General features: G+C 58.3%; 20 protein-coding genes. 9 read left to right on the top strand and 11 right to left on the bottom strand.

Annotated features, from left to right (window positions below):
- Positions 1-34: 34 nt before the first annotated feature.
- From OQ273_RS06185 to OQ273_RS06170, 4 genes are all read left to right on the top strand, one after another.
- Positions 35-301: a hypothetical protein gene (locus OQ273_RS06185; RefSeq protein WP_267989598.1), complete on the top strand. Its 267-nt coding sequence runs from the start codon at positions 35-37 to the stop codon at positions 299-301.
- A 168-nt stretch (positions 302-469) separates the two neighbouring features.
- On the top strand, positions 470-805 hold the full coding sequence (gene grxD, locus OQ273_RS06180; RefSeq protein ID WP_267989597.1) for a Grx4 family monothiol glutaredoxin: 336 nt from the start codon (positions 470-472) through the stop codon (positions 803-805).
- Positions 805-1,272, top strand: coding sequence for a YtoQ family protein (locus OQ273_RS06175; RefSeq protein ID WP_267989596.1), 468 nt, complete (start codon positions 805-807; stop codon positions 1,270-1,272). Before grxD ends, OQ273_RS06175 begins: the two co-directional genes overlap by 1 nt.
- Positions 1,273-1,503: 231 nt before the next feature.
- Entirely contained in the window at positions 1,504-2,772 is a 1,269-nt protein-coding gene (locus tag OQ273_RS06170; protein WP_267989595.1) for a multidrug effflux MFS transporter, read from the top strand.
- 20 nt (positions 2,773-2,792) lie between these two features.
- Here the strand turns inward: OQ273_RS06170 and OQ273_RS06165 are convergent, their stop codons facing one another.
- The 7 genes from OQ273_RS06165 to OQ273_RS06135 all read right to left on the bottom strand — a co-directional run bounded on the left by OQ273_RS06165 (position 2,793) and on the right by OQ273_RS06135 (position 9,287).
- Positions 2,793-3,623 (bottom strand): inositol monophosphatase family protein, encoded by an 831-nt coding sequence (locus OQ273_RS06165; RefSeq protein WP_267989594.1) that lies wholly within the window; start codon positions 3,621-3,623, stop codon positions 2,793-2,795.
- Positions 3,620-4,531: a tRNA 2-thiocytidine(32) synthetase TtcA gene (ttcA, locus tag OQ273_RS06160; protein ID WP_267989593.1), complete on the bottom strand. Its 912-nt coding sequence runs from the start codon at positions 4,529-4,531 to the stop codon at positions 3,620-3,622. Before ttcA ends, OQ273_RS06165 begins: the two co-directional genes overlap by 4 nt.
- A 113-nt stretch (positions 4,532-4,644) precedes the next feature.
- Positions 4,645-5,262: a 30S ribosomal protein S4 gene (gene rpsD / locus OQ273_RS06155; protein ID WP_267989592.1), complete on the bottom strand. Its 618-nt coding sequence runs from the start codon at positions 5,260-5,262 to the stop codon at positions 4,645-4,647.
- A gap of 194 nt (positions 5,263-5,456) precedes the next feature.
- Complete coding sequence (murI, locus tag OQ273_RS06150; RefSeq protein WP_267989591.1) at positions 5,457-6,251, bottom strand: glutamate racemase; 795 nt, start codon at positions 6,249-6,251, stop codon at positions 5,457-5,459.
- Positions 6,248-7,090: an RNA methyltransferase gene (locus OQ273_RS06145; RefSeq protein WP_267989590.1), complete on the bottom strand. Its 843-nt coding sequence runs from the start codon at positions 7,088-7,090 to the stop codon at positions 6,248-6,250. The genes murI and OQ273_RS06145 overlap by 4 nt, the downstream gene beginning before the upstream one ends.
- Positions 7,091-7,194: 104 nt before the next feature.
- The gene (locus tag OQ273_RS06140; RefSeq protein ID WP_267989589.1) at positions 7,195-8,283 is read right to left on the bottom strand and encodes an endonuclease/exonuclease/phosphatase family protein; all 1,089 of its coding nucleotides are present in this window, start codon (positions 8,281-8,283) and stop codon (positions 7,195-7,197) included.
- Between the two features lie 89 nt (positions 8,284-8,372).
- Positions 8,373-9,287 (bottom strand): alpha/beta fold hydrolase, encoded by a 915-nt coding sequence (locus OQ273_RS06135; protein WP_267989588.1) that lies wholly within the window; start codon positions 9,285-9,287, stop codon positions 8,373-8,375.
- Positions 9,288-9,471: 184 nt separating this feature from the next.
- Here OQ273_RS06135 and OQ273_RS06130 point away from each other — a divergent pair, with 184 nt between their 5' ends.
- A complete protein-coding gene (locus OQ273_RS06130; protein ID WP_267989587.1) occupies positions 9,472-10,686 on the top strand; it encodes an NADP-dependent isocitrate dehydrogenase in 1,215 nt (404 codons plus the stop codon).
- A gap of 73 nt (positions 10,687-10,759) precedes the next feature.
- Here OQ273_RS06130 and OQ273_RS06125 read toward each other — a convergent pair whose 3' ends face one another.
- From OQ273_RS06125 to recA, 3 genes are all read right to left on the bottom strand, one after another.
- Positions 10,760-12,796: a hypothetical protein gene (locus tag OQ273_RS06125; protein WP_267989586.1), complete on the bottom strand. Its 2,037-nt coding sequence runs from the start codon at positions 12,794-12,796 to the stop codon at positions 10,760-10,762.
- Between the two features lie 88 nt (positions 12,797-12,884).
- Positions 12,885-15,545 (bottom strand): alanine--tRNA ligase, encoded by a 2,661-nt coding sequence (gene alaS, locus OQ273_RS06120; protein ID WP_267989585.1) that lies wholly within the window; start codon positions 15,543-15,545, stop codon positions 12,885-12,887.
- Between the two features lie 188 nt (positions 15,546-15,733).
- On the bottom strand, positions 15,734-16,828 hold the full coding sequence (gene recA, locus OQ273_RS06115; protein ID WP_267989584.1) for a recombinase RecA: 1,095 nt from the start codon (positions 16,826-16,828) through the stop codon (positions 15,734-15,736).
- Between the two features lie 330 nt (positions 16,829-17,158).
- On the opposite strand from recA, the gene OQ273_RS06110 reads away from it, so the two are divergent.
- From OQ273_RS06110 to OQ273_RS06095, 4 genes are all read left to right on the top strand, one after another.
- Positions 17,159-17,623, top strand: coding sequence for a hypothetical protein (locus tag OQ273_RS06110; RefSeq protein ID WP_267989583.1), 465 nt, complete (start codon positions 17,159-17,161; stop codon positions 17,621-17,623).
- A 141-nt stretch (positions 17,624-17,764) separates the two neighbouring features.
- On the top strand, positions 17,765-18,700 hold the full coding sequence (locus OQ273_RS06105; protein WP_267989582.1) for a carbohydrate kinase family protein: 936 nt from the start codon (positions 17,765-17,767) through the stop codon (positions 18,698-18,700).
- A gap of 24 nt (positions 18,701-18,724) precedes the next feature.
- The gene (locus tag OQ273_RS06100) at positions 18,725-19,648 is read left to right on the top strand and encodes a pseudouridine-5'-phosphate glycosidase (RefSeq protein ID WP_267989581.1); all 924 of its coding nucleotides are present in this window, start codon (positions 18,725-18,727) and stop codon (positions 19,646-19,648) included.
- 151 nt (positions 19,649-19,799) lie between these two features.
- A complete protein-coding gene (locus tag OQ273_RS06095; protein WP_267989580.1) occupies positions 19,800-21,089 on the top strand; it encodes an MFS transporter in 1,290 nt (429 codons plus the stop codon).
- A 68-nt stretch (positions 21,090-21,157) separates the two neighbouring features.
- Here OQ273_RS06095 and OQ273_RS06090 read toward each other — a convergent pair whose 3' ends face one another.
- Positions 21,158-21,808, bottom strand: coding sequence for a YiaD family glycine zipper/OmpA-like lipoprotein (locus OQ273_RS06090; protein WP_267989579.1), 651 nt, complete (start codon positions 21,806-21,808; stop codon positions 21,158-21,160).
- Between the last annotated feature and the right edge of the window lie 178 nt (positions 21,809-21,986).

Here is a 21,986-nt window from a genome sequence, read left to right as displayed (position 1 = left end):
CCAGTGAGGGGGATAAACCATAAGGAGACACAAGATGAAAAACGCAATCTACGCAACCGCATCCCTTGCCGCCGCAGCGACAATCGCCCTTTCCACTTTTGGCGCCGCTCATGCCGACGACAACCGGCGCGCTTCAACCGCCGCACCCGTTGGCATGATGAAAATCCAGGCGAACTCGGGCGGCACCGCCACGCCATTCGACAACACCGCACATGCATGGACCTCGGCCTGCTATGCGGAATTTGGCCCCAATGCCAAATATCCGGATCCCGCCCTTCTGCAGAAATGCCTCGACTACTAAGCCCAAGGCATTGAGACGCAAAAGGCCGCGGAGCGATCCGCGGCTTTTGCTTTTGAAAGGCGCCGGTCTCACGGCGTGTCGGCAGGACTGGAAATCCCCCCGCATCGGAGTTATTTACGGTCCATAGCCAACTCCGGGCCTTTTCCCCGGCAGCCATAAGGAATTGAAATGTCAGCCATCAGCGAATTTATTGATAATGAGGTCAAGGGCAGTGAAGTCGTTCTTTTCATGAAGGGCACACCGGGCTTCCCGCAATGCGGCTTCTCCGGGCAGGTCGTGCAGATCCTCGATTATCTCGGTGTTGAATACAAAGGCATCAACGTTCTGGCAGATGATGATCTGCGCCAGGGAATTAAGGACTATTCGAACTGGCCGACCATTCCTCAGCTCTACGTCAAGGGCGAGTTCGTCGGCGGTTGCGACATCATCCGCGAAATGTTCCAGGCCGAAGAACTCCAGAGCCATCTGAGCGAAAAAGGCATCACCACCAAGGGCGCCGCTTGATGCGCAACTGGAACGTCTACCTGTCCGGCGAGATTCACACCGCCTGGCGTGAACAGATCGAGGCAGGTGTGAGGGCGGCCGATCTTCCGGTCGCTTTCAGCGCCCCCGTGACGCATCACGAAGCATCGGATGATTGCGGCGTATCCATACTCGGCGCCGAGCCCGACAAGTTCTGGCACGACAAAAAGGGCGCCAAGGTCAATGCGATCCGCACGCGCACGCTGATCGGCGATGCCGATATCGTGGTTGTACGGTTCGGCGAAAAATACCGGCAGTGGAACGCCGCGTTCGATGCAGGCTATGCTTCTGCCCTCGGCAAGGCGCTGATCGTCATGCACGGGCCTGACCATCAACATGCGCTCAAGGAAGTCGATGCAGCCGCCCTTGCGGTTGTTGAGACACCGGATCAGATCGTCAAAATTCTCGACTATGTCATCAACGGCAAACTCGCCGGCTACACCGGCTGATCGGCGCGTAATGCGGCTCAACGCCGGAGTGTACGTATAGCCAGGCGTCGTATTTGCACGCTATTGCCAAATCCAGAGTTTGGGTTTACCCCGTAAAACCGGTCTCCTCTTTGCGGCCTGTTTGGCGTATTGCACAAGGCCGTGCTTTGCGAACAGTCGCCGAATCTACCAATCGACCTCGGCATGCGGCCTCTCTCCGGCCATCCAGCACACCGCACCAAAGGCAGCGTTATGGATATGAATAGCGAACCCGGCACGGGTCGACAGGCGGCTGATTCGCCGCACCGCAGCGAAATGGTCGAACGCGCCGGCATGAGTTTTGCCGAATTCATCTTGCTGATGGCAGCGCTCAGCTCCATCATTGCCCTTTCGATCGATATCATGCTGCCGGCTCTGCCGGAAATCAGCCACAGCTTTTCCCTCATGGATGAGAATGACCGTCAGGCGGTAATCACCGTATTCATGCTGGGCTTTGGTTGTGCGCAGATCTTGTTCGGCCCCATCTCGGACCGATTTGGTCGCAAGGCAATTCTAATTCCGGCGACACTGTTTTATGCGTTTGCCGCTGTAGCAGACGCTTTTGCTGACAGTTACACCACGCTGCTGGTGCTGAGACTTGCGCAGGGTATAGCGGCGGCGGCCGTGCGCATCGTCGTCAACGCGATCATACGGGACTGTTTCGGCGGACGCGACATGGCTCGGGTCATGTCCTACACTTTTACGATATTCATGATCGTGCCAATCCTTGCTCCAGCCCTGGGGCAGGCAATTATCAGTGTCCTGTCCTGGCACTGGATATTCATTCTTCTCGGTCTTGCCGGGTTGATCATGGCCTGCTGGTCCGGGTTTCGCATGCGTGAAACCTTGCCCCATGAAAACCGCCTTCCCCTGTCTTTCACCGCTATCGTCAAGGCTTTTCGCGAGGTGGTCACGAACCGGCAGGCAATGGGGTACACCCTGGCATCGACCTTGTGCTTCGGCGGGTTGTTTGCCTATGTCATCTCGGCGCAGCAGATCTATCAATCCGTCTATGATCTGGGAGCGCTGTTCGTCTTCGCCTTTGCGGTCAATGCAGGCGTTATGGCGGTACTGAACTTCGGCAACGGCTCGCTTGTGCGGCGCGTCGGCATGCGGCTGATCTCGCACAGCTCGCTGATTGCCTATGCCGTCTTTGGCACGATCCTGCTTCTTACTTGCCTGCCGGGCACCCCGCCATTTCCGATTGCCTATGCACTGATGGCGGCGATTATCGGCGCTTTCGGTCTTGTGCCGCCGAACTTCAACGCCCTGGCGATGGAACCGCTCGGCCACATCGCCGGCACAGCATCCTCTGTTATGGGGGTTATCAGCTTTACAGGCGGTGCTGTTCTTGGCGCCCTGGTCGGGCAGGCATTTGACGGAACCCTCATTCCCATTGCAGCAGCGTTTGCTGCATTCGGCTGGATTGGCGTCGCAATCATCGTTTGGACGGAAAAAGGCCGGCTGTTTGCCCGGTCATAAGGGCCAGGAGCGAGTCCGGTTCAAGACAGTTCAAAAATCTCACGCCGGATCAGCGACCAGCTTTCCGGATCCGTCGCAGTGATCAGCCCTCCGCTGTTAACTCCGGGGCCGTAGGGTGAGCCGTCAAGGCAGGCCGTATAGCCACCGGCTTCCGCATGGATCAGAACGCCGGCCAGATGATCCCACGGCATCAGATTATGTGCACTGACAAAATGCGCCCTGCCCGCGGCCGCAAGCCGGTATTCCCAGGCCGAACAACGAAATGCGAACGGCATCCCGATACCGGCGAGGTTCCCGGCAATCCGGCTGCGCTCCGGCTCTTTGAGAAACCCCCACGATATGGTGCCCACCATCTGGTCAAGGCCTGTCGGCTCTGCCACTTTCAAGCGTCGTTCACCGCCGCGAGCGCCAAGAAGACGGGCTCCGCCCCCTGCAGCGCCGACAAGGCTCTCGCCACCATCCGGGTAATGGATAATGCCGGCAACACATTCGCCGTTGACGATAACGGCAAGGATCGTCCCGAATGTCGGCATGCCAGATGCAAAATTGTAGGTCCCGTCAACCGGATCGATGACGAAGGCGAATTCCGCCTCGCCCAGCCCGTCAATCAGGCCAGGGTTTTCCGCAGTCGCTTCCTCACCGACGATGAACGCGTCCGGATAACGCTGGCTCAACTCCGCCGTGAGGCATTCCTCCGCAGCGGTGTCAGCCTCGGTCACGACGTCCCAGGCTGATTCCTTCTGCTTGATATCGCTGTCTTCAATCGCCCGAAAACGCGGTAGGATTTCCTCCTCGCCCGTCCTTTTCAGGAGATCGACGAGGTCCGTCATATCGCTATCGGAAAATGTCATTTTGTCTTTTCCACGCTGTCGGCGCGATGTTCATCGAGGCTGAGAAAATCGAACAGGCTGCGGTCGAGGAGATGCGACGGACGGACATTCGTCAGTGCCCGGATCATCGAATCCTTGCGGCCCGGCATACGGCTTTCGATATCGGCGATCATGACCTTCATCGCGTCACGCTGCAGCCCGTCCTGGGACCCGCACAGATCGCATGGGATGATCGGAAACCGCAAAGCCTCGGCAAATTTTGCCAGATCGTCTTCAGCGCAATAGGCAAGCGGCCGTAAAACCAGGACATCGCCCTCATCGTTCAACAGCTTCGGCGGCATGGCGGCGAGCCGTCCGCCGTGGAAGAAATTCATGAAAAACGTTTCCAGAATATCCTCGCGATGGTGCCCGAGAACCAGCGCATCGCAATTCTCCTCGCGCGCGATGCGATAAAGATGCCCGCGGCGAAGTCTTGAACAGAGCGAACAATAGGTGCTCGTCTCGGGAAGTTTATCAGTCACCACCGAATAGGTATCCTGATACTCGATACGATGCGCCACCCCGTTGCGCTCCAGGAAATCCGGCAGGATATGCTTGGGGAAATTCGGCTGCCCCTGGTCTAGATTGCAGGCGACAATCTCGACGGGCAGCAGGCCACGCCACTTCAGGTCAAGCAGAATTGCCAAAAGGCCGTAGGAATCCTTCCCGCCGGACAAGGCAACAAGCCAGCGCCCAGGCCGGCCATTGCCGCTACCCGCCATGCCAAAATCCTCGAGCGCCTGGCGGGTTTGCCTCAAAAGCCGTTTGCGCAGCTTTTTGAAGCTGACCGAGGACGGCGCATCCCGGAACATCGGATGGCAGGTGTCTGCCTGTGTGTCACCATCAGCTTCAACCACTTCGCGAAGCGTTGCGCTGTCATGCATGTTCATGGGGTTATTCCTGTCCCGAACGTCACGCAGCTACCTATCGCGACGTGGCTGAGAAGGAAACAAAAAAAGCCGCCGGAATTTCCGACGGCCTTGTTCTGTTCGGTTGGAACCGGTCAGCGCGAATAGAATTCGACGACCAGGTTCGGTTCCATCTGAACCGGATAAGGCACATCCGACAAAGTCGGGATGCGAACATAGGTCGCGACCATCTTGTTGTGATCAGCCTCGATATATTCCGGCACATCACGCTCGGCGAGCTGCGATGCTTCGAGGACAAAAGCAAGCTGCTTGGACTTTTCACGCACTTCGATCACATCGCCCGGCTTGCAGCGGTAGGACGGAATATTCGTGCGGACGCCATTGACCATGACATGGCCGTGATTGACGAACTGACGCGCTGCAAAAACAGTCGCAACGAACTTCGCACGGTAGACCACGGCGTCGAGGCGCGACTCCAGAAGACCAATCAGGTTTTCCGGGGTATCGCCCTTGCGGCGGTTTGCTTCCTCGTAGATTTTCCGGAACTGCTTTTCACGGATATCGCCGTAATAACCCTTCAGCTTCTGCTTGGCGCGAAGCTGGATACCGAAGTCGGACAGCTTGCCCTTGCGGCGCTGTCCGTGCTGGCCCGGCCCGTATTCGCGGCGGTTCACCGGTGATTTGGGACGGCCCCAGATGTTTTCGCCCATGCGGCGATCAAGTTTGTATTTGGACGATTCGCGTTTACTCATCGCATTCCCTTTCAAATGGCTAGACCGGTTTGTTCCCAAACCGGTCGAAGGAAACGCGCCCTCCTCTGCCGGCTGTTTTTGCCGACTGACAGAATGTCCGGCCTTGCGTAGCGGCGGTCATTCACGGGACACGTAACAAAAACCGGGCACAAGGCCCGGAGACTGCGCGGATTTAGGCCAATCAGGCCCTGTTGTCAATCCTGCGTGGCAACGAATTGCAGGCCGAAACCGCTCATCAGCCGCCGTATTGCGAAATCAGGCTCGGCAGAGGTGAAAACGGCTATATCAGGCACTTCGGAAACGCCGTCCGACACCGGTAAAAGGGACTTGGCCCGCCGCGCGATCGCTTCGGCCGGATCCAGCCAGTCCACCGGCCATGGCGCAAGGCTCCGGTAGCGGTTGGCAAGGAACGGATAATGCGTGCAGGCAAGCACTACAATATCCGTCTTGCGGCCGTTTTGGTCCACAAAGCACGGCTCGATCTCCGCAAGTATATCCTGGGGGTCAATGCTATCGCCGCGAATATACCGTTCGGCGAGGCCTGCAAGGTTCTCAGAACCGACAAGGCGGACATGGCATTGCGAGGCAAAGGATTGGATAAGGTCGCGTGTATAGGTGCGCCGGACCGTACCCGGTGTCGCCAACACGCTGACAAGCCCTGAGCGCGTGCATTCCGCCGCTGGTTTTATAGCCGGCACCGTGCCGACAAACTGCATCTCCGGAAAGGCCTTGCGCAGCGGCTCCAGAACGAGCGTTGATGCGGTGTTGCAGGCAATAATGCAGATTGCAGGCCGGTATTCGGCGATGAGCTGCCCGAAAAGCCGGACGATACGCTCGCTCAAGGCATCCTCGCTCCACCCGCCATAGGGAAACCCTGCATCATCCGCCACATAGACAAAGCGCCGCTCGGGAAGCAGGACACGCGCCTCGCGGAGCACCGTCAGACCGCCTATGCCTGAATCAAACAGAAGGACCGGCGCATCGCTCAATCTTTATTGCCCTCGCTTGCTGACTGCCCGGCGGACACATTGCGCTCACCCGCGCCCGGGTTCTGCCCTTTCGGCGCCTGCCGGCTGAACCGGTCAAGCGAACGAATGACACCGCGCAGCACTCTGATTTCCGGCAGATAGAACCCTTGCCGGCTCAAGACCGCACGCAGATTGTCGACCATTTTGGGCTTTTTGTCGGCGGGCCGGAAATATCCCCGTGCATCCAGCGCCTCTTCCAGATGATCGAAAAGGCCCTGGAGGTCGGCTTTGGTCGCCGGCTCCATGTCGGCCTGGACAAACGGTGTCCGCGTCTTTTCGCCAAGGCCCGATTTCATCCATTCATAGGACATCAGCAGCACGGCCTGGGCGATATTAAGCGAGGCGAAGGCAGGATTGATCGGATAGGTCACGATCTCGTCGGCAAGACCCACCTCTTCATTCTTCAGCCCCCAGCGCTCGCGCCCGAAAAGAACACCGCATTTTTGCCCCGAGCCCATGCGTTGCCGCAAGGTATCGGCCGCCTCAACCGGTCCGCGCACCGGTTTGAAACCGTCTCTTTCCCGCGCCGTTGTCGCATAAACGAAATTGAGATCCGCAATCGCTTCCTCAAGCGTTGTAAAGACCGTTGCCGCATCGATGACATGATCAGCCTTGCTCGCTGCCGAACGGGCCTTTTCGCTCGGCCAGCCGTCGCGCGGATTGACGAGCCGCAACTCAGACAGGCCGAAATTCGCCATGGCGCGGGCGACCATGCCGATGTTTTCGCCCAGCTGCGGTTCGACCAGCACAATCGCCGGCCCGCCCGTCAAGAGTTCCCTGTTCCTATCCGTTCCGGCCATGAGATCCCGTCAGCCTGCAAGTCCTGATGAAGGCTTTAACTGGCATATTGCCGCAAACGAAGAAAGGGCGAAAGGAACAATAAACCGGCTTTGGCGCCGGACTTTCAAAGCTCGTCCGGCACCATGAACTCCTCGAGATATTCAACCGAGAAATCGGACCGGATTTCCATCCACATCGGCAAATGGTCAGACATTTGATGCGTGCGCCAGTAGGTGCGGTAATAGCTGGTCTTGCCGGACTTCGTGCGCACCTTGCCTTTCGATGTGACGTTATAGGCCTCGCCCATCTCCTCGGCATAGGAGACCTCATCCTCTTCAAGGGCGCGGTAAACCGTATTGTAGAAGTCGAAGACACCGGCCCTGCCGGTTGTCTCCATCCTCCACATTTGCGGCATGACGGCGATCTGATCGTAGTGACGCTTTTTCTTGCCTGTGTTTGTGGCAGGCACGTCCTGCAGTTCCTCCGGGATCACGAACCCTGCGTCCGTGATCGCCTTCATGGTTATGTCAGTAGGCTTGTAGATGTTGAAGTCACCAAGCAGTACCAGATTGGCATCCTCGATCTGACCTTCCTGCGCACGCTTGGACAGGAACTGTGCCACCGATGCAATTTCCCGCGCCCGTTCCTCATTGTCAGCTTCGTCCTCTCCATAGAGAATATGGACCGTACAGAGCTGGAGTGTCGTCCAGCCCGACTTGAAACCGACGATGAAGGGCGTGCGGTACAATTGCCGCGCCGGATCATAGCGAACGGTTTTGCCGTTCTCCTTGATCTGGATCGGCGGGATAACGATCTCGCCGGCAAGGCCGGTAAAACGGACTTTGTTGCTGTCGTATAAAAACGCCATGCGCTCCCGGTTGCCGGGCTTGCCTTCACTGACATCGGAAACGATGTATTTCCACCCGCGCCCCATGATGGCGCGCACCTGCTCCAGCGCGTCCAGCCGTTCGCGAACTTCCTGAACTGCTATGATATCGAATTTCGAGCAGATTTCCGCGATGTAATAGAGGCATTCCAGCGAGCGTTCGCCATAGGCCTTGGAATCAAACTCGCGGATATTCCATGTCGCAATGAGGGTGGTGTCGGGATGCCGCGGCGGAATACCGGCCTCTTCCATATCGACCTTGAGCCTTAGCAGACCGGCCGCGGTGCGCTCCGGATTTTTGCTGTTGCGGACATTGAAGTAGAACATCGCATTTCCCCGGGGACCGACAGGCTTTGCCGATCATTGCACAAATCCGGAGGCGCGCTAACCCCTGCTGCCTCACACGCGTCTGTCCATCAAAGGCTCCGGGATGAAAGCCATTGCTTCACCGCATCCGCAACTCTTTGCGGTTGTTCATGCAGCACCCAGTGGCCGCTGCCCGAAATCCGCTCGACCGTCAGATCACCGGCAAAACGCTCAAGGCCTTCAAGGCAAACCGGCCTGAGCGCCTCGTCATCCTCGCCCCAGACGACAAGATGCGGAACGCGCACGGTCATCGCCTCAGGTGAAATGTCATAGACAGGAACCTTTTCGGCCACCTCCTCTGCCGGCTGAGAAACCGGCGGAACAACGACCGGAGATGCCCGGTACCAGTTCAGCATCGCCTCCATGGTGCCATCGCCGCCCCAGGCTTCCAGATAGGCTTTTCTGTCTTCATTACTCATCCAGTCGGCCTTGGAGAAGCCGGCAATCATGTTAAGCGTGCGCGCGAAATCATTTTCCCGCATTGTTGCTGCCGCACCCTCACTGCGGAGGAAACGCATATACTGGCTGGCGGCGCGCTGCCGCGGATCGTCGATGATTGCCTTTTGAAACGTATGAGGATGGACGCCATTGGCGACGACCAGCGCGCGAAGCCTCTCCGGCCGCCCGAAAGCATAGGCATAGGCAACGGCGGAACCCCAGTCATGGCCAAAAAGGACAAACGGCTCATCTGGCGAAAGATAATCCGCCAGCGCATTGATGTCCTTGACGAGATGCCAGGTCTGGTAGGCCTCAACGCCCTCAGGCTTGAATGAGCGCCCGAAACCGCGCTGATCGGGTGCGACAACACGAAATGTCCGTGCCAAATGGGGCATGATGTCACGCCATGCGCCCCAATACTCCGGAAAGCCGTGCAGGCACAGCATCAACGGCTTGTCGTGGTCCCCCATCGAGACATAGTGTAAACGCCGCGTCTCATCCTCGAAAACAGCCGATTCAAACTCCATGGCCGAGACTCTCCCCATCCTGACAGGCCTGCGTTAACACAGTTCGCCACTGCTTGAACCACCTTATACGAATTCGCGAGACGGCCCGCCTTTGCCTTCCGGCACCACAATGGTATAGGAGCCGCAAACATCACCATATTTTACGGGCAAAGCCCCAATCCCTTCAGTAACGAGGCTCTTTCATATGGCAAAGATCAAGGTCGAAAACCCTGTCGTCGAACTCGACGGCGACGAGATGACCAGGATTATCTGGCAGTTCATCAAGGACAAGCTGATTCACCCTTACCTGGACATCGATCTGAAATATTACGACCTTGGCATGGAGAGTCGCGACGCCACCGACGACCAGATCACCGTCGATGCCGCAGAAGCCATCAAGAAATATGGTGTCGGCGTCAAATGCGCGACCATCACGCCGGACGAAGCACGCGTCGAAGAATTCAACCTGAAGAAGATGTGGCGCTCGCCCAACGGCACGATCCGCAACATTCTCGGCGGCGTCATCTTCCGCGAGCCGATCATCTGCAAGAACGTCCCGCGCCTTGTTCCGGGCTGGACGAAGCCGGTCATCGTCGGCCGTCACGCCTTCGGCGATCAGTATCGCGCGACGGATTTCAAATTTCCCGGCAAGGGCAAGCTGTTCATGAAGTTCGTCGGCGAGGACGGGCAGGAAATCGAACACGAGGTGTTCGAGTCCCCCGGCTCCGGCATTGCCATGGGCATGTACAACCTCGACAAGTCGATCGAGGATTTTGCCCGCGCTTCGCTGAACTACGGCCTGCAGCGCAAAGTGCCGGTCTATCTGTCGACCAAGAACACCATCCTCAAGGTCTATGACGGCCGCTTCAAGGATATCTTCCAGGAAATCTATGAGGCCGAGTTCGAGGACGCCTTCAAGGAAGCCGGCATCACCTATGAGCACCGCCTCATCGATGACATGGTCGCCGCGAACCTGAAATGGTCGGGCGGATATGTGTGGGCCTGTAAGAACTATGACGGCGACGTCCAGTCCGATACGGTCGCTCAGGGCTTCGGCTCGCTCGGTCTGATGACCTCGGTCCTGATGACACCGGACGGCAAGACGGTTGAGGCCGAGGCGGCCCACGGCACGGTGACGCGCCACTTCCGCCAGCATCAGAAGGGCGAGGAAACCTCCACCAACTCCATCGCGTCGATCTTCGCCTGGACCCGGGGCCTTGCGCACCGCGCCAAGCTGGACGACAACGCCGATCTGGCACGCTTTGCCAAAACGCTGGAAGAAGTCTGCGTGGCAACCGTCGAAGGCGGTCACATGACCAAAGACCTTGCCTTGCTCATCGGTCCGGATCAGCCCTGGCTGTCGACCATCGGCTTTCTCGACAAGGTTGACGAGAACCTTCAAAAGGCAATGGCCGGCTGAAGCCGGACCGATATTCAGAAAAGAAACCCCGCTGTCCGGCGGGGTTTTTCGTTTGACGGTCAGGTGAGAAAAACTAGCGGTTGGCCTCGACTGTTGCACCGAGGAGATCCGGCAGCATTTGCGGCGCGGTCATCGCACCCGCGGCGATCTGTGAAACGGCAACCGGAGTATCGGGTGAAATCGTCAAGCTGAGATTGCGCGGCTCGTCGAAGAACGTCTCTGCCGCACTCAGCACCATGTCGGTGAACGCATCATTGTCGACAACGGTCAAAGCCTGCCGCAGTTGCTCAAGGAGAAGTTCTGCCATCAGGTTCTCGCTGACATCCGCATCTTCCGCCATCAACGCAATCGCCGTCTCAAAACCGCCCTCATTGATCAGTTCCAGTTCAAAGTCCTTGACGTTAAGGGTGGCGATCAGCGCCTGGTAACTTGTCGGGTTTTCCATGACAAGCCGTGTCAGGCCGCCGAACCTTGCACTGGCGCGAACCTTACCGACATCGCCCAGTTCGACGACGATGTTTTCGACAATCAGGTCCTCGGTGGATGCATCCCAGCGCAGCCTGATCTTTTCGTCGAGCCGCAGCGTGTCGATGCCCGCCGCCCGAAATGCAGCGATGGCCTCGTCGTCGTCAAGCGCTGCAATCGGAATAGCCAGCCCTTCCGTTGCGATCTCAACGAAAGTGGGCATCGGCGGGACGGTGGTTTCCAGCTCCATGAAATAGCGGCCGAGGCTGATATCGCCCTGCGGCATCGCTCCCGTGACGGACAAGCCCGCCAGTTCCATGACAACGGAGCGCGGCGTGAACAGTCTGGCGACCACCAGCGGATCGGGATCATCGAGATTGTCGAGATCGGAAAGGAAGGTTTCGACGGGATCGAATGGCGGGAACTCAATGTCGCCAATGAAAAAGCGGCCAAGGTCAAAAGCGCCTTCCGAGCCAAGATCAAAGCTGACCGATGAAATCGAGAATTCGCCGAGACCGTCGGCGCTCAAATCCTCAAGCAGGATCTGCCCGACCTGGCCCGAGCCCGCCTCCGGTGGCATGTCGTAGCCCACGGACAATCCGTCAGCAAACATCCGTCCGACCGCAAATGACCGGTAGATATCGATCACCGACAGGACGAGCGCCGAAACCTCGGGTTCCTCACCGGTTGCCAGGGTGTCGAGAAAAGCCAGCAGGTCCGTACGCGGTGCCCGCACGGCGACATCCTCATAGCCGCTGCGGTCGACGATCAGACTGTAGAAGTCACTCTTTTCGCGATAGCCATTCACCGACGACGTTTCGATCAGCGTCCGGTATTCTTCCGAGCCGCGCATTTGCGGGTCGAACAGTGCAAGCATCGCCCCGAAATCGAGGCCGGTTGTTCGGCTGCTTGCCATTGTCGTTGTCTGGGTAAAGTCTTCGTCGTCGCCCTCACCGGAGACTTTTGTTTCCTGGCTTATTTTGCCGGTTCCATATTCTGCCAGCCGTCCGTTGCTCATATCAAGCGCCGCATAGTCTTCGATGAGCGTTGTCATCGTAAACTCGTCACCGGCTTCGCCTGCCGAAATATCAAAAGAAATCTGCTCGGCCCGCTCCTCCTTGTAGCTGATCTGGACGACCGTCTGCATCAGCGGAAGCCAGCGGCTGAATGGCCGCTCGGGGTCTTCGGCAATCCGGGGCAAGCGCGGCCACCGCCCGTCTGTGACGACATATCCGTCTATTGTACCGTTGACCTTCAGACCGCCTTCATCCTCCGTATCCAGGGCAGCCGCTATGGTCGAGCCGTTTGAAAGGGTCAGGCTGTCGGCAGCGTAGCCCCCGGCATTTGCCCTCAGGTTCTGCGCGGTGAGTTCGGGGCTTTTCCAGCTCATCGACAGGCTGACAGTCTGATCGCCGTCCTCCGCATCAGAATCCGGCATCGTGAAGGTGGTGGAATAGCTGACTTCGAGACCCTTGACCGTCAGCGTATCACCAGAGGTGTGTACAGTCTCATAGGATGCCGTTGCACCGAGGTCGCGATAGGACTGCAACCAGTCGTCCAGAGCCTCCTGGCCTGCATCCTGTGCGAAGCCCGGCTGAGCACCCGCAACCAAAAGACAAAATGATGAAACGATAATCTTCTTCATGCCAGCCGCTCCCTGAAATACACGACAGGCACTCTGTAGCGCCTGCACATGACAGTCATTTTCCGTCGGATGAAATCGCCCGACGCTTTTAGCCTGCAAGGGCGCCGGCGACCGCATCAACAGCAGCATCCGCTTTAGCGCCATCCGGTCCGCCGGCCTGCGCCATATCCGGCCTGCCGCCGCCGCCCTTTCCACCAAGAGCAGCCGATGCAACGCGTACCAGATCGACGGCGCTGTAGCGGTCTGTCAGGTCTTCGGTCACCCCGACGACTACGCTTGCCTTGCCTTCGCCCGACACGCCGATCAGCGTGACCACTCCCGAGCCAAGCGATGTCTTGGCCTCATCGACAAGTCCCTTGAGATCGCGCGGCTCGACGCCGGCGACAGTCTTGCCAAGGAATTTAACGCCGGCGATATCCCGCGTTTCATCCGCCGAACCGTTTCCGCCGCCGCCAAGCGCCAGCTTCTTTTTCAGTTCCGTGATCTGACGCTCAAGTTTACGGCGTTCATCGACAAGCGCTTCGACGCGGGAGACCACCTCGCCAGGTTGTACCCGAAGTGAGGATGCCAGCGTTTTCACCCGGCTGTCCTGCTCGGAAAGGTACTTGCGTGCCGCTTCGCCCGTCAGCGCTTCAAGACGCCGTACGCCGGCGGCGACCGCACTCTCACCGACAACCCTTACCAGACCGATATCGCCGGTGGCGTTGACATGGGTGCCACCGCAAAGTTCCGTTGAATAGGTCCTGTCCTGTTTGTCACCATGAAGGCCCGTTCCCATGGATACGACCCGCACTTCATCGCCGTATTTCTCTCCGAACAGCGCCATCGCGCCTTCGGCAATGGCATCGTCGACTGCCATGAGCCTTGTGGTCACCGGGCTGTTTTGAATGACAATCTCATTGGCCATGTCTTCGACCTTCGCGACCTCATCCTCGCTCATGGGCTTGGGATGTGAAATATCGAAGCGCAGGCGGTCCGGTGCGACCAGCGATCCCTTCTGTGTCACATGGCTGCCGAGAATTTCACGCAGGGCCTCGTGCAGCAAATGGGTCGCCGAGTGATTGGCGCGCAGCTGGCTGCGACGCTCGTGATCGACACTCAGCACGACTTCAGCGCCGTTTTGAAGAACACCGTCCTCGACAACGGCACTGTGAACAAAAAGGCCTTCCGCCTTCTTCTGTGTATCGCTCACCCGCAGACGCAATCCGTCGGCACTGATCAGGCCCGTATCGCCAACCTGACCGCCGGATTCTCCGTAAAACGGCGTCTGGTTGACGACGACCTGCACAGCCTCATCCTTGGACGCCGACTGCACTTCAGCGCCATCCTTGACGATAGCCTGTACAACGCCTTCCGCCTGTTCGGCGTCGTAGCCAAGGAAATCGGTCGCGCCCAACCGGTCGCGCAATTCCAGCCAGACCGTCTCTGTCGCCGCCTCGCCGGAACCTGCCCAATTGGCCCGCGCCTCGGCTTTCTGCCGCTCCATCGCGGCATTGAAACCGGCATCGTCAACGGTGATGCCACGCTGGCGCAACGCATCCTGCGTCAGGTCAAGCGGAAACCCGTATGTGTCGTAAAGTTTGAAGGCCGTTTCGCCATCAAGCTCGGCGCCCTCCTGCAAATCAGCCGTTGCATCGGACAGGAGATTAAGGCCGCGCTCGAGTGTCTTGCGAAATCGTGTCTCCTCAAGCTTGAGCGTCTCGGAGATCAGTGCCTCGGCCCGCACCAGTTCCTGATAGGCACGGCCCATCTGCTCGACCAGCGCCGGCAGCAACTTCCACATGAGTGGCTCACGCGCGCCAAGAAGCTCGGCATGGCGCATGGCCCGGCGCATGATCCGCCGCAGCACGTAGCCCCTGCCCTCGTTGGACGGCAGCACACCGTCGGCAATCAGGAAGGATGAGGAACGCAAATGATCGGCAATGACGCGGTGGCTCGCCTGCGCCTTTCCTTCGGCCTTCACACCGGTCAGTTCTTCCGACGCGCTGATCAGCGCCTGGAACAGGTCGATGTCGTAATTGTCGTGTTTACCCTGCAGCAGCGCTGCAATACGTTCCAGACCCATGCCGGTATCGATCGACGGCTTGGGCAGATCGACCCGCTCGTCAATCGTCTGCTGTTCGTATTGCATGAAGACGAGGTTCCAGATCTCGATGAACCTGTCACCATCTTCCTCGGCCGATCCGGGTGGTCCGCCCCAGATGTCCTCGCCATGATCGTAGAATATCTCCGAACACGGACCGCAAGGGCCGGTATCGCCCATGGCCCAGAAATTGTCATGGGTGGCGATACGGACAATCCGCTCGTCGGGAAGGCCCGCGATCTTCTTCCACAGATCATAGGCCTCGTCATCCGTGTGATAAACGGTGGCCCAGAGCCGATTGCCGTCAACCCCGAATTCCTTGGTGATGAGGTTCCAGGCCAGTTCAATCGCAACATCCTTGAAATAGTCGCCAAAGGAAAAATTACCGAGCATTTCAAAGAAGGTGTGATGGCGCGCCGTATAGCCGACATTGTCGAGATCGTTGTGCTTGCCGCCGGCGCGAACGCATTTCTGCGCCGTTACGGCGCGTGTGTAGTCGCGGTGCTCAAGGCCGGTAAAGACGTTCTTGAACTGAACCATGCCGGCATTGACGAACATGAGGGTCGGATCGTTCCGAGGCACCAGCGGGCTGGACGGCACGATCTCGTGCCCGTTCTTGCCGAAATAGTCGAGAAAAGCCGACCGGATCTCGTTTACGCCATTCATGAAACGCCCTTTGACATCAAACAGGTTGCGTGTGCGGCTTCACGGCCGCCGAAAGTCCGTTCGGCTTTTATCCGCCTGCTTGAGGACTGTCCAGACAGGCAAGGACCTGGGCGACCTTGCCCGCACAAATAAGTTGGCCGGCGGCACCGTCAATGCCGCCGGCCAACCCGGATCAAAAAACAAGGAGCCTAAGCTTCGGCAACATCCGCCTCACCGTCATCGCTATCATCGGGCCTGCCCTCTTCCAGCAACTGTTCGGCGATCAGGCCGGCATTTTGTCGCAAGGCCATTTCTATCTCCTGCGCCATCTGCGGATTTTCCTTCAGGAAGGTCTTGGCGTTCTCGCGACCCTGCCCGAGACGCTGGCTGTTATAGGAGAACCAGGCGCCCGATTTTTCAACAATGCCGGCTTTCACGCCAAGATCGATCAATTCGCCGGTCTTGGAAACGCCTTCGCCATACATGATGTCGAACTCGACCTGCTTGAAAGGCGGCGCCATCTTGTTCTTGACCACCTTGATGCGCGTCTGGTTGCCGACCACTTCGTCGCGGTCCTTCACCGACCCGATGCGCCTGATATCAAGCCGCACCGAGGAGTAGAATTTCAACGCATTGCCGCCGGTCGTCGTTTCGGGCGAGCCGAACATCACACCGATCTTCATGCGGATCTGGTTGATGAAGACCACCATGCAGTTGGATCGGGAAATCGAAGCGGTCAGCTTACGCAGCGCCTGGCTCATGAGCCGCGCTTGCATGCCGGGAAGCGAATCGCCCATCTCGCCTTCAATCTCGGCGCGCGGCGTCAGTGCCGCGACCGAGTCGATCACCAGCACATCGATCGCGCCGGAGCGCACCAGCGTGTCGGTGATCTCAAGCGCCTGCTCACCGGTATCGGGCTGCGAGATCAGGAGGTTTTCAAGATCGACGCCGAGCTTGCGCGCATAGACCGGATCGAGCGCGTGTTCGGCATCGATAAAGCCACATATGCCGCCCTTCTTCTGCGCCTCGGCCACCGTATGCAGCGCCATGGTTGTCTTACCGGAGCTCTCAGGCCCGTAAATCTCGATGATGCGGCCTTTCGGCAGTCCGCCAACGCCCAGTGCGATATCCAGCCCCAGAGATCCGGTCGGCACGGTTTCGACTTCAACGATATTTTCGTTTGAGCCGAGCTTCATGATCGAGCCCTTGCCGAAAGCCCGCTCTATCTGTGAGAGCGCTGCATCGAGTGCCTTGCTTTTGTCCACCGAATTTTCCTCTACAAGCCGCAAAGAGTTCTGAGCCATTCCGTCCACCTTTAGGTTATATACGCATCACTGGCAATGAAAGCCGCATTCAAAAAATGTACCCTATTTGTTCTCATTTTGCAATATGTCACTAAGGCACTGATATTATAATATAATAGCCTTTATGTTCTTATTTTGTCTGAAGACAGAACCGGGAATACCGAAACTTGGCAGGCAGTGAAACTGACCAATCGCATCCGAAACAAAACCCGATTCGCGCTTTGACATGCATCTGGCGCGGATCGGCTGAAATATGTGGAAGTGATACCTGCGATTTGTCACACTGCGCAAGGGATGATCCATTGCTTTGAGCTGAGGGGGTTTAAGCCGGTGCGCACTCTTGTCCTTGTCATCTTCGTTGCCCTCATGACGGCGTTGTCTCCGATCAGCACCGCTATGGCGCAACAACCATCCGAGGAGTTGTTGAAGGAGCTCGGCATCATGGTCGCACAGATGCAGGAGGTCGGTGCGCGCTACGACAGGAAACTCGTCCAGCTCAGCGGCGCAATTGGCACGGTGAATGCCGGCCGGACGGGAAGCCTGAACCTGGGCGAACTTGCTCCGGACGATTATCAGGTGGCCGTTGCCTGCGCCAATTGCGGCGGCCTGTCCGCTGAACTGCTTGATGCAAGCGGCACAGTCATTGAGGCCAAGCCGATGGATTTTGCGGCAACGTTTTTTATCTTTGACGTTCAGGACAAGGGACAGCGCATGGTGCGGATCACACCCAAAGATTGCGCCGCGCTATCATGTGAATATGGCGCTGTGCTGTTTCGGGACACACCGGCGCAATAGAGACGTGTCAACAAACGCGTCGATTGGCGCAATTTGAATGGGCCGCTGCATCGCGCTTTCCAAATTGAATTGCCCAGCGCCATGCGATAAGCCAACGGCTCATACGCGGCATTGACCGCAAGCGATTGAAGGCTGTTCAGCATGGCTCGGGTTCTTGTCCTGGGGGGCGCGCATATCGACCGGCGAGCAACGCTCGACGGCGCAACGGTCCCGGGCGCGAGCAATCCGGGTCGCTGGCACGAAGAAGCCGGCGGTGGCGGCTTCAACGCAGCGCGCATCATGGCAAGGCTCGACAATGCGGTCTCCATGGTGTCCGTGCGCGGCGGCGACGCAGCCGCCGAAATCGTCGCGACCGCGGTGGAGGCCGCCGGCATTGTCGATATGGCTCAGGTCTTTCTCGACCGCAGGACCCCCAGCTATTCCGCCGTTCTGGAGGCCGATGGCAATCTTCATATCGCAGTCGCCGATATGGACCTTTATGACCGGTTCGTTTACCGCCAGCTCTCGCGCAAATCGATCCGTCAGGCTGTTGCAGCGGCAGATCTCGTCCTGTGCGATGCCAATCTGCCGGAACAAACGCTCGCCGCCCTCGCCCGCATGACGCACGAGAACCGCACAAAGCTGGCGGCAATTGCCATTTCTCCGGCCAAGGTCGGCAAGCTGACACCGGCCTTTGCACATATGTCGGTGATATTCATGAATGCGGCCGAGGCCGTCGCCCTTTGCGGCGATATCCCGCCCGAGAACTGGCCGCAAGAGCTGCGAAAGATGGGCATTGCGCGCGCCTCAATCTCCCGCGGCAAAGACCCGCTTTTGGCCTATGACGACGATGATGTCTTTCAGATAAGGCCGTTGCCGATCGATGCAATCGTCGATGTCACCGGCGCCGGCGACACGCTGGCTGCGGCAAGTCTGCATGCTTATCTGGCCGGCTACAGCTTCCGCGACGCGTTGCGCTACGGCACGGCAGCGGCCGGGTTGACAATCCAGTCGCGCGAGGCCGCACCCGCCCATCTCAACGAGCACAAAATCACTGAAGTCCTTCAAAACGTGCCGCCAGCACAGCCCCTCCCGTAATGCCGCCAACAAACGAGAACCGACATGACCGACGCCGCATTTCCCCTGTCTTTTTCCGCCGAGGTCCGGGCCGCGCTCGAAGCCGGCAATCCGGTTGTCGCGCTTGAATCGACCATCATCACTCATGGCATGCCTTGGCCAGGCAATCTCGACATGGCGCGCGGCGTGGAAGACATTATCCGCAACGCGGGAGCAGTTCCCGCGACGATCGCGGTCATTGACGGCCAATTGAATATCGGCCTCGAAGATGAGGCACTTAACGCGCTGGCGCAGCGGTCCGACGCCATGAAAGTATCCCGTGCGGATCTTCCCTTTGCCGTGGCAACCGGGCGGACCGGCGCAACGACGGTGGCTGCGACGATGATCGCGGCGGCCCTAGCCGGTATCGGTGTCTTCGCCACAGGCGGGATCGGCGGCGTTCATCGCGGCGCTGAAACAGATTTCGACATCTCCGCAGACCTTGAGGAACTTGCCCGCACCTCGGTCATCGTTGTCTGTGCCGGCGCCAAAGCCATTCTTGATATCCCCAAGACACTGGAAGTACTGGAGACAAAGGGCGTTCCGGTGGTCACCTACGGCGCGGACGAACTGCCGGCCTTCTGGTCGCGCACATCGGGCCTTCGCAGCCCCTTAAGGCTCGACAGTGCCGATGACATCGCACGCTTTCAAAAAACGCGCACAGCGATGGGCATCGACGGCGGCATGCTCATCGCCAACCCCGTGCCGCAGAACGACGAAATTCCGCGCGGCGAAATGGAAGCCCATATCGCCGAGGCCCTGGAACGTGCCCGCGCCAAAGGCGTCAGCGGCAAGGAGGTTACGCCGTTCCTCCTGTCCGAAATCCTGACAATCACCAAGGGCCGGAGCCTTGACACAAATATCGCCCTGGTGCGCAACAATGCGCTTCTCGCGGCGCAAATCGCCATGGCTCTTGCGAAGGCCGGATAACCGGTATCGCGAAAAAAACAACCAATGACGCACGTTCTCGATAAGCCCGTAGATTACGGCGATTACCATTTTCGCAGTCGGGAAAACCCTATCTTTACGATCATTTTGGTAGAATTGGCGCTCCATAGTGATCAGGCATTGTGCGGTAACGATGAGCGCCAGAGCGACGACGACAAAAGACAGGAACTACCTGCCCCTCGCAAGACAGGGCGCATTGACGAGCATGGGCTGGACCATGGCCTCGCCATCCGTTGTGCTGACCTATCTGGCCGTCGAACAGGACTTGCCTGTCCTCGTCGCCGGCCTGCTTGTCACGTCCCGGCACATGGCCGGTCTGGCCGCTGACGTCTTTGGTCTCAGGATCGCCAAACAGACACATAACAGAAAGCGGTTGATCGCTGTTTCGCAGTGCGCCATCGGCATCAGTTTCCTTCTCCTGTTATCCGCTGCAATTTACGCGCCAAAAACCGCTGTCATCGCGACCTTCTTCATTGCAGTCCTGATCGGCAGTCTCGCCCGGGAGTTCAACAATCTTCTGATAACAGACCTGCTGGGCGATACAGTGCAAGCGGAAAACCGCCGCAATATGCAGTACAAGCAGCTGTTTCTGGCTGCGATCGGTGTCATCGTGCTGACAGCATCAAGTCATTGGGCGTTGCTGGAACATCCGTCTTCAACCCGACACGCGATTATCATTATCACCGCGATCGTCTGTTTCTTCCTTGCAGCGGCTCTGATGCGCGCTGTACGGGACACCCCCGAAGAACGCCTGTCCGGCGCAAAGGAAACGGCCGATGAACAGCAGGCGGAGCATATCTCCGGCCTCCTGTCGAAACAGACACTGGAGCTGTTTCGACAGACATGGTTCCAGAGGTTCATGGTTGTGAGGCTGCTCGGATTTGCGGCAAGCCTGTCGGTACCTTTTTTTGCGCTTATCACCGCGCTCAATCATTCAAAGAGCAATCATGGCCTTGCCGCACTAATCATTTCCACCGCCGCGGCCATGGCAATCTCATCCTGGGTCTGGCGTGGCTTGAACGAGAAATCAAACCAGCTTGTACTGGTTCTCGGCGCACTGCTCGTTGCCGCAACCGGCATCCTGATTTTGGCCAATCACTACCTCAACTTCGCCGGCAGTGTTTATTTTCATGCAACAGTCCTGTTCGTTGCAACGGTGGCCCTTAAAGGCATCACAATTGCCCTCAGGCTGCATTTCATGGAGGTCGCACCCAAAGATCAGCGGCTGTCTGCGCTCGCGGCCGCGAAAAGCACCGGCAAACTCTTCGTTATTGGACTTTCAATTGTATTTGCTGCGGCGGCCCATGCCGGCTCAATTATTTTCGTCATCGCCGCACTGATTGTGATCAGCATCGCAACGGCCTTCACCGGCATGCACATGACACCGCAAACGCAGCGAACACCCACGCCGGAGCCGGTATAGGCCCAAATGAAAAGAGCGCCGCAATATGCAGCGCTCTCCACAATCTGTGTGACCTGTTGGCCGCGGCGCTAGCTCAGCGGAACGATCTGGATTTCCACGCGGCGGTTCTGCGCCCTGCCCGCCTCGGTGGCGTTGCTTGCAATCGGCCGCTCTTGACCAAAGCCCGTGACATACATCCGCCGGCGATCGATGCCCTGTGCGGACAGATAAGCCGAAACCGACTGGGCCCGGCGCTGGGACAGATCCAGGTTATATCCGGCAGATCCGGTTGAATCCGTATAGCCATAGACGTCGATCAGTGTCTGATTGAACTTTGAAAGAACGATGGCGACGGAGTTCAGCGTCCCGAAAAAGCTCGGATCGATCTGTGCCTGGTTGAGGGCAAATGTGACATTGGACGGCATATTCAGAACCAGGTTGTTTCCGTTCCTGGTCACTGAGACACCAGTGCCCTGCAACTGGGCCCGCAACTCGGCTTCCTGCCGGTCCATATAGTTGCCGATCGCACCACCGGCCAGCAGACCAAGCCCTGCTCCGACCAGCGCATTGCGGCGATCATTGCCGCCGGCGAGAAGGCCAAGGCCCGCGCCCGCAGCCGCGCCGAGCGCCGCGCCGCCAGCGGTGCGCGAAACGCGAGGCTCGCCCGTATAGGGATCAGTCGTCGTGCAGGCAGCAAGGAATGTGCCCGCCATCATTGCGACTGCGATTTTCTTGTACATTCGATCTTCCCCCGTCCAAGGTGAATTAAAAATTGATCAGGCTTCAATCGGAATATTGCGGCGCCAATGTGGTCGAGCCGGCAAATGAACTCTTTGTGCGTTGATCCACACGATCATGCACGCCGCACCGATTGTCGAATCGTTTCACCTATTGTTACAGCCAATTCCATGGCTGCGC

Source organism: Hoeflea prorocentri, from assembly GCF_027944115.1.
GTDB classification, from domain to species: Bacteria; Pseudomonadota; Alphaproteobacteria; order Rhizobiales; family Rhizobiaceae; genus Hoeflea_A; species Hoeflea_A prorocentri.
This window is presented reverse-complemented; position numbering and strand designations above follow the sequence as displayed.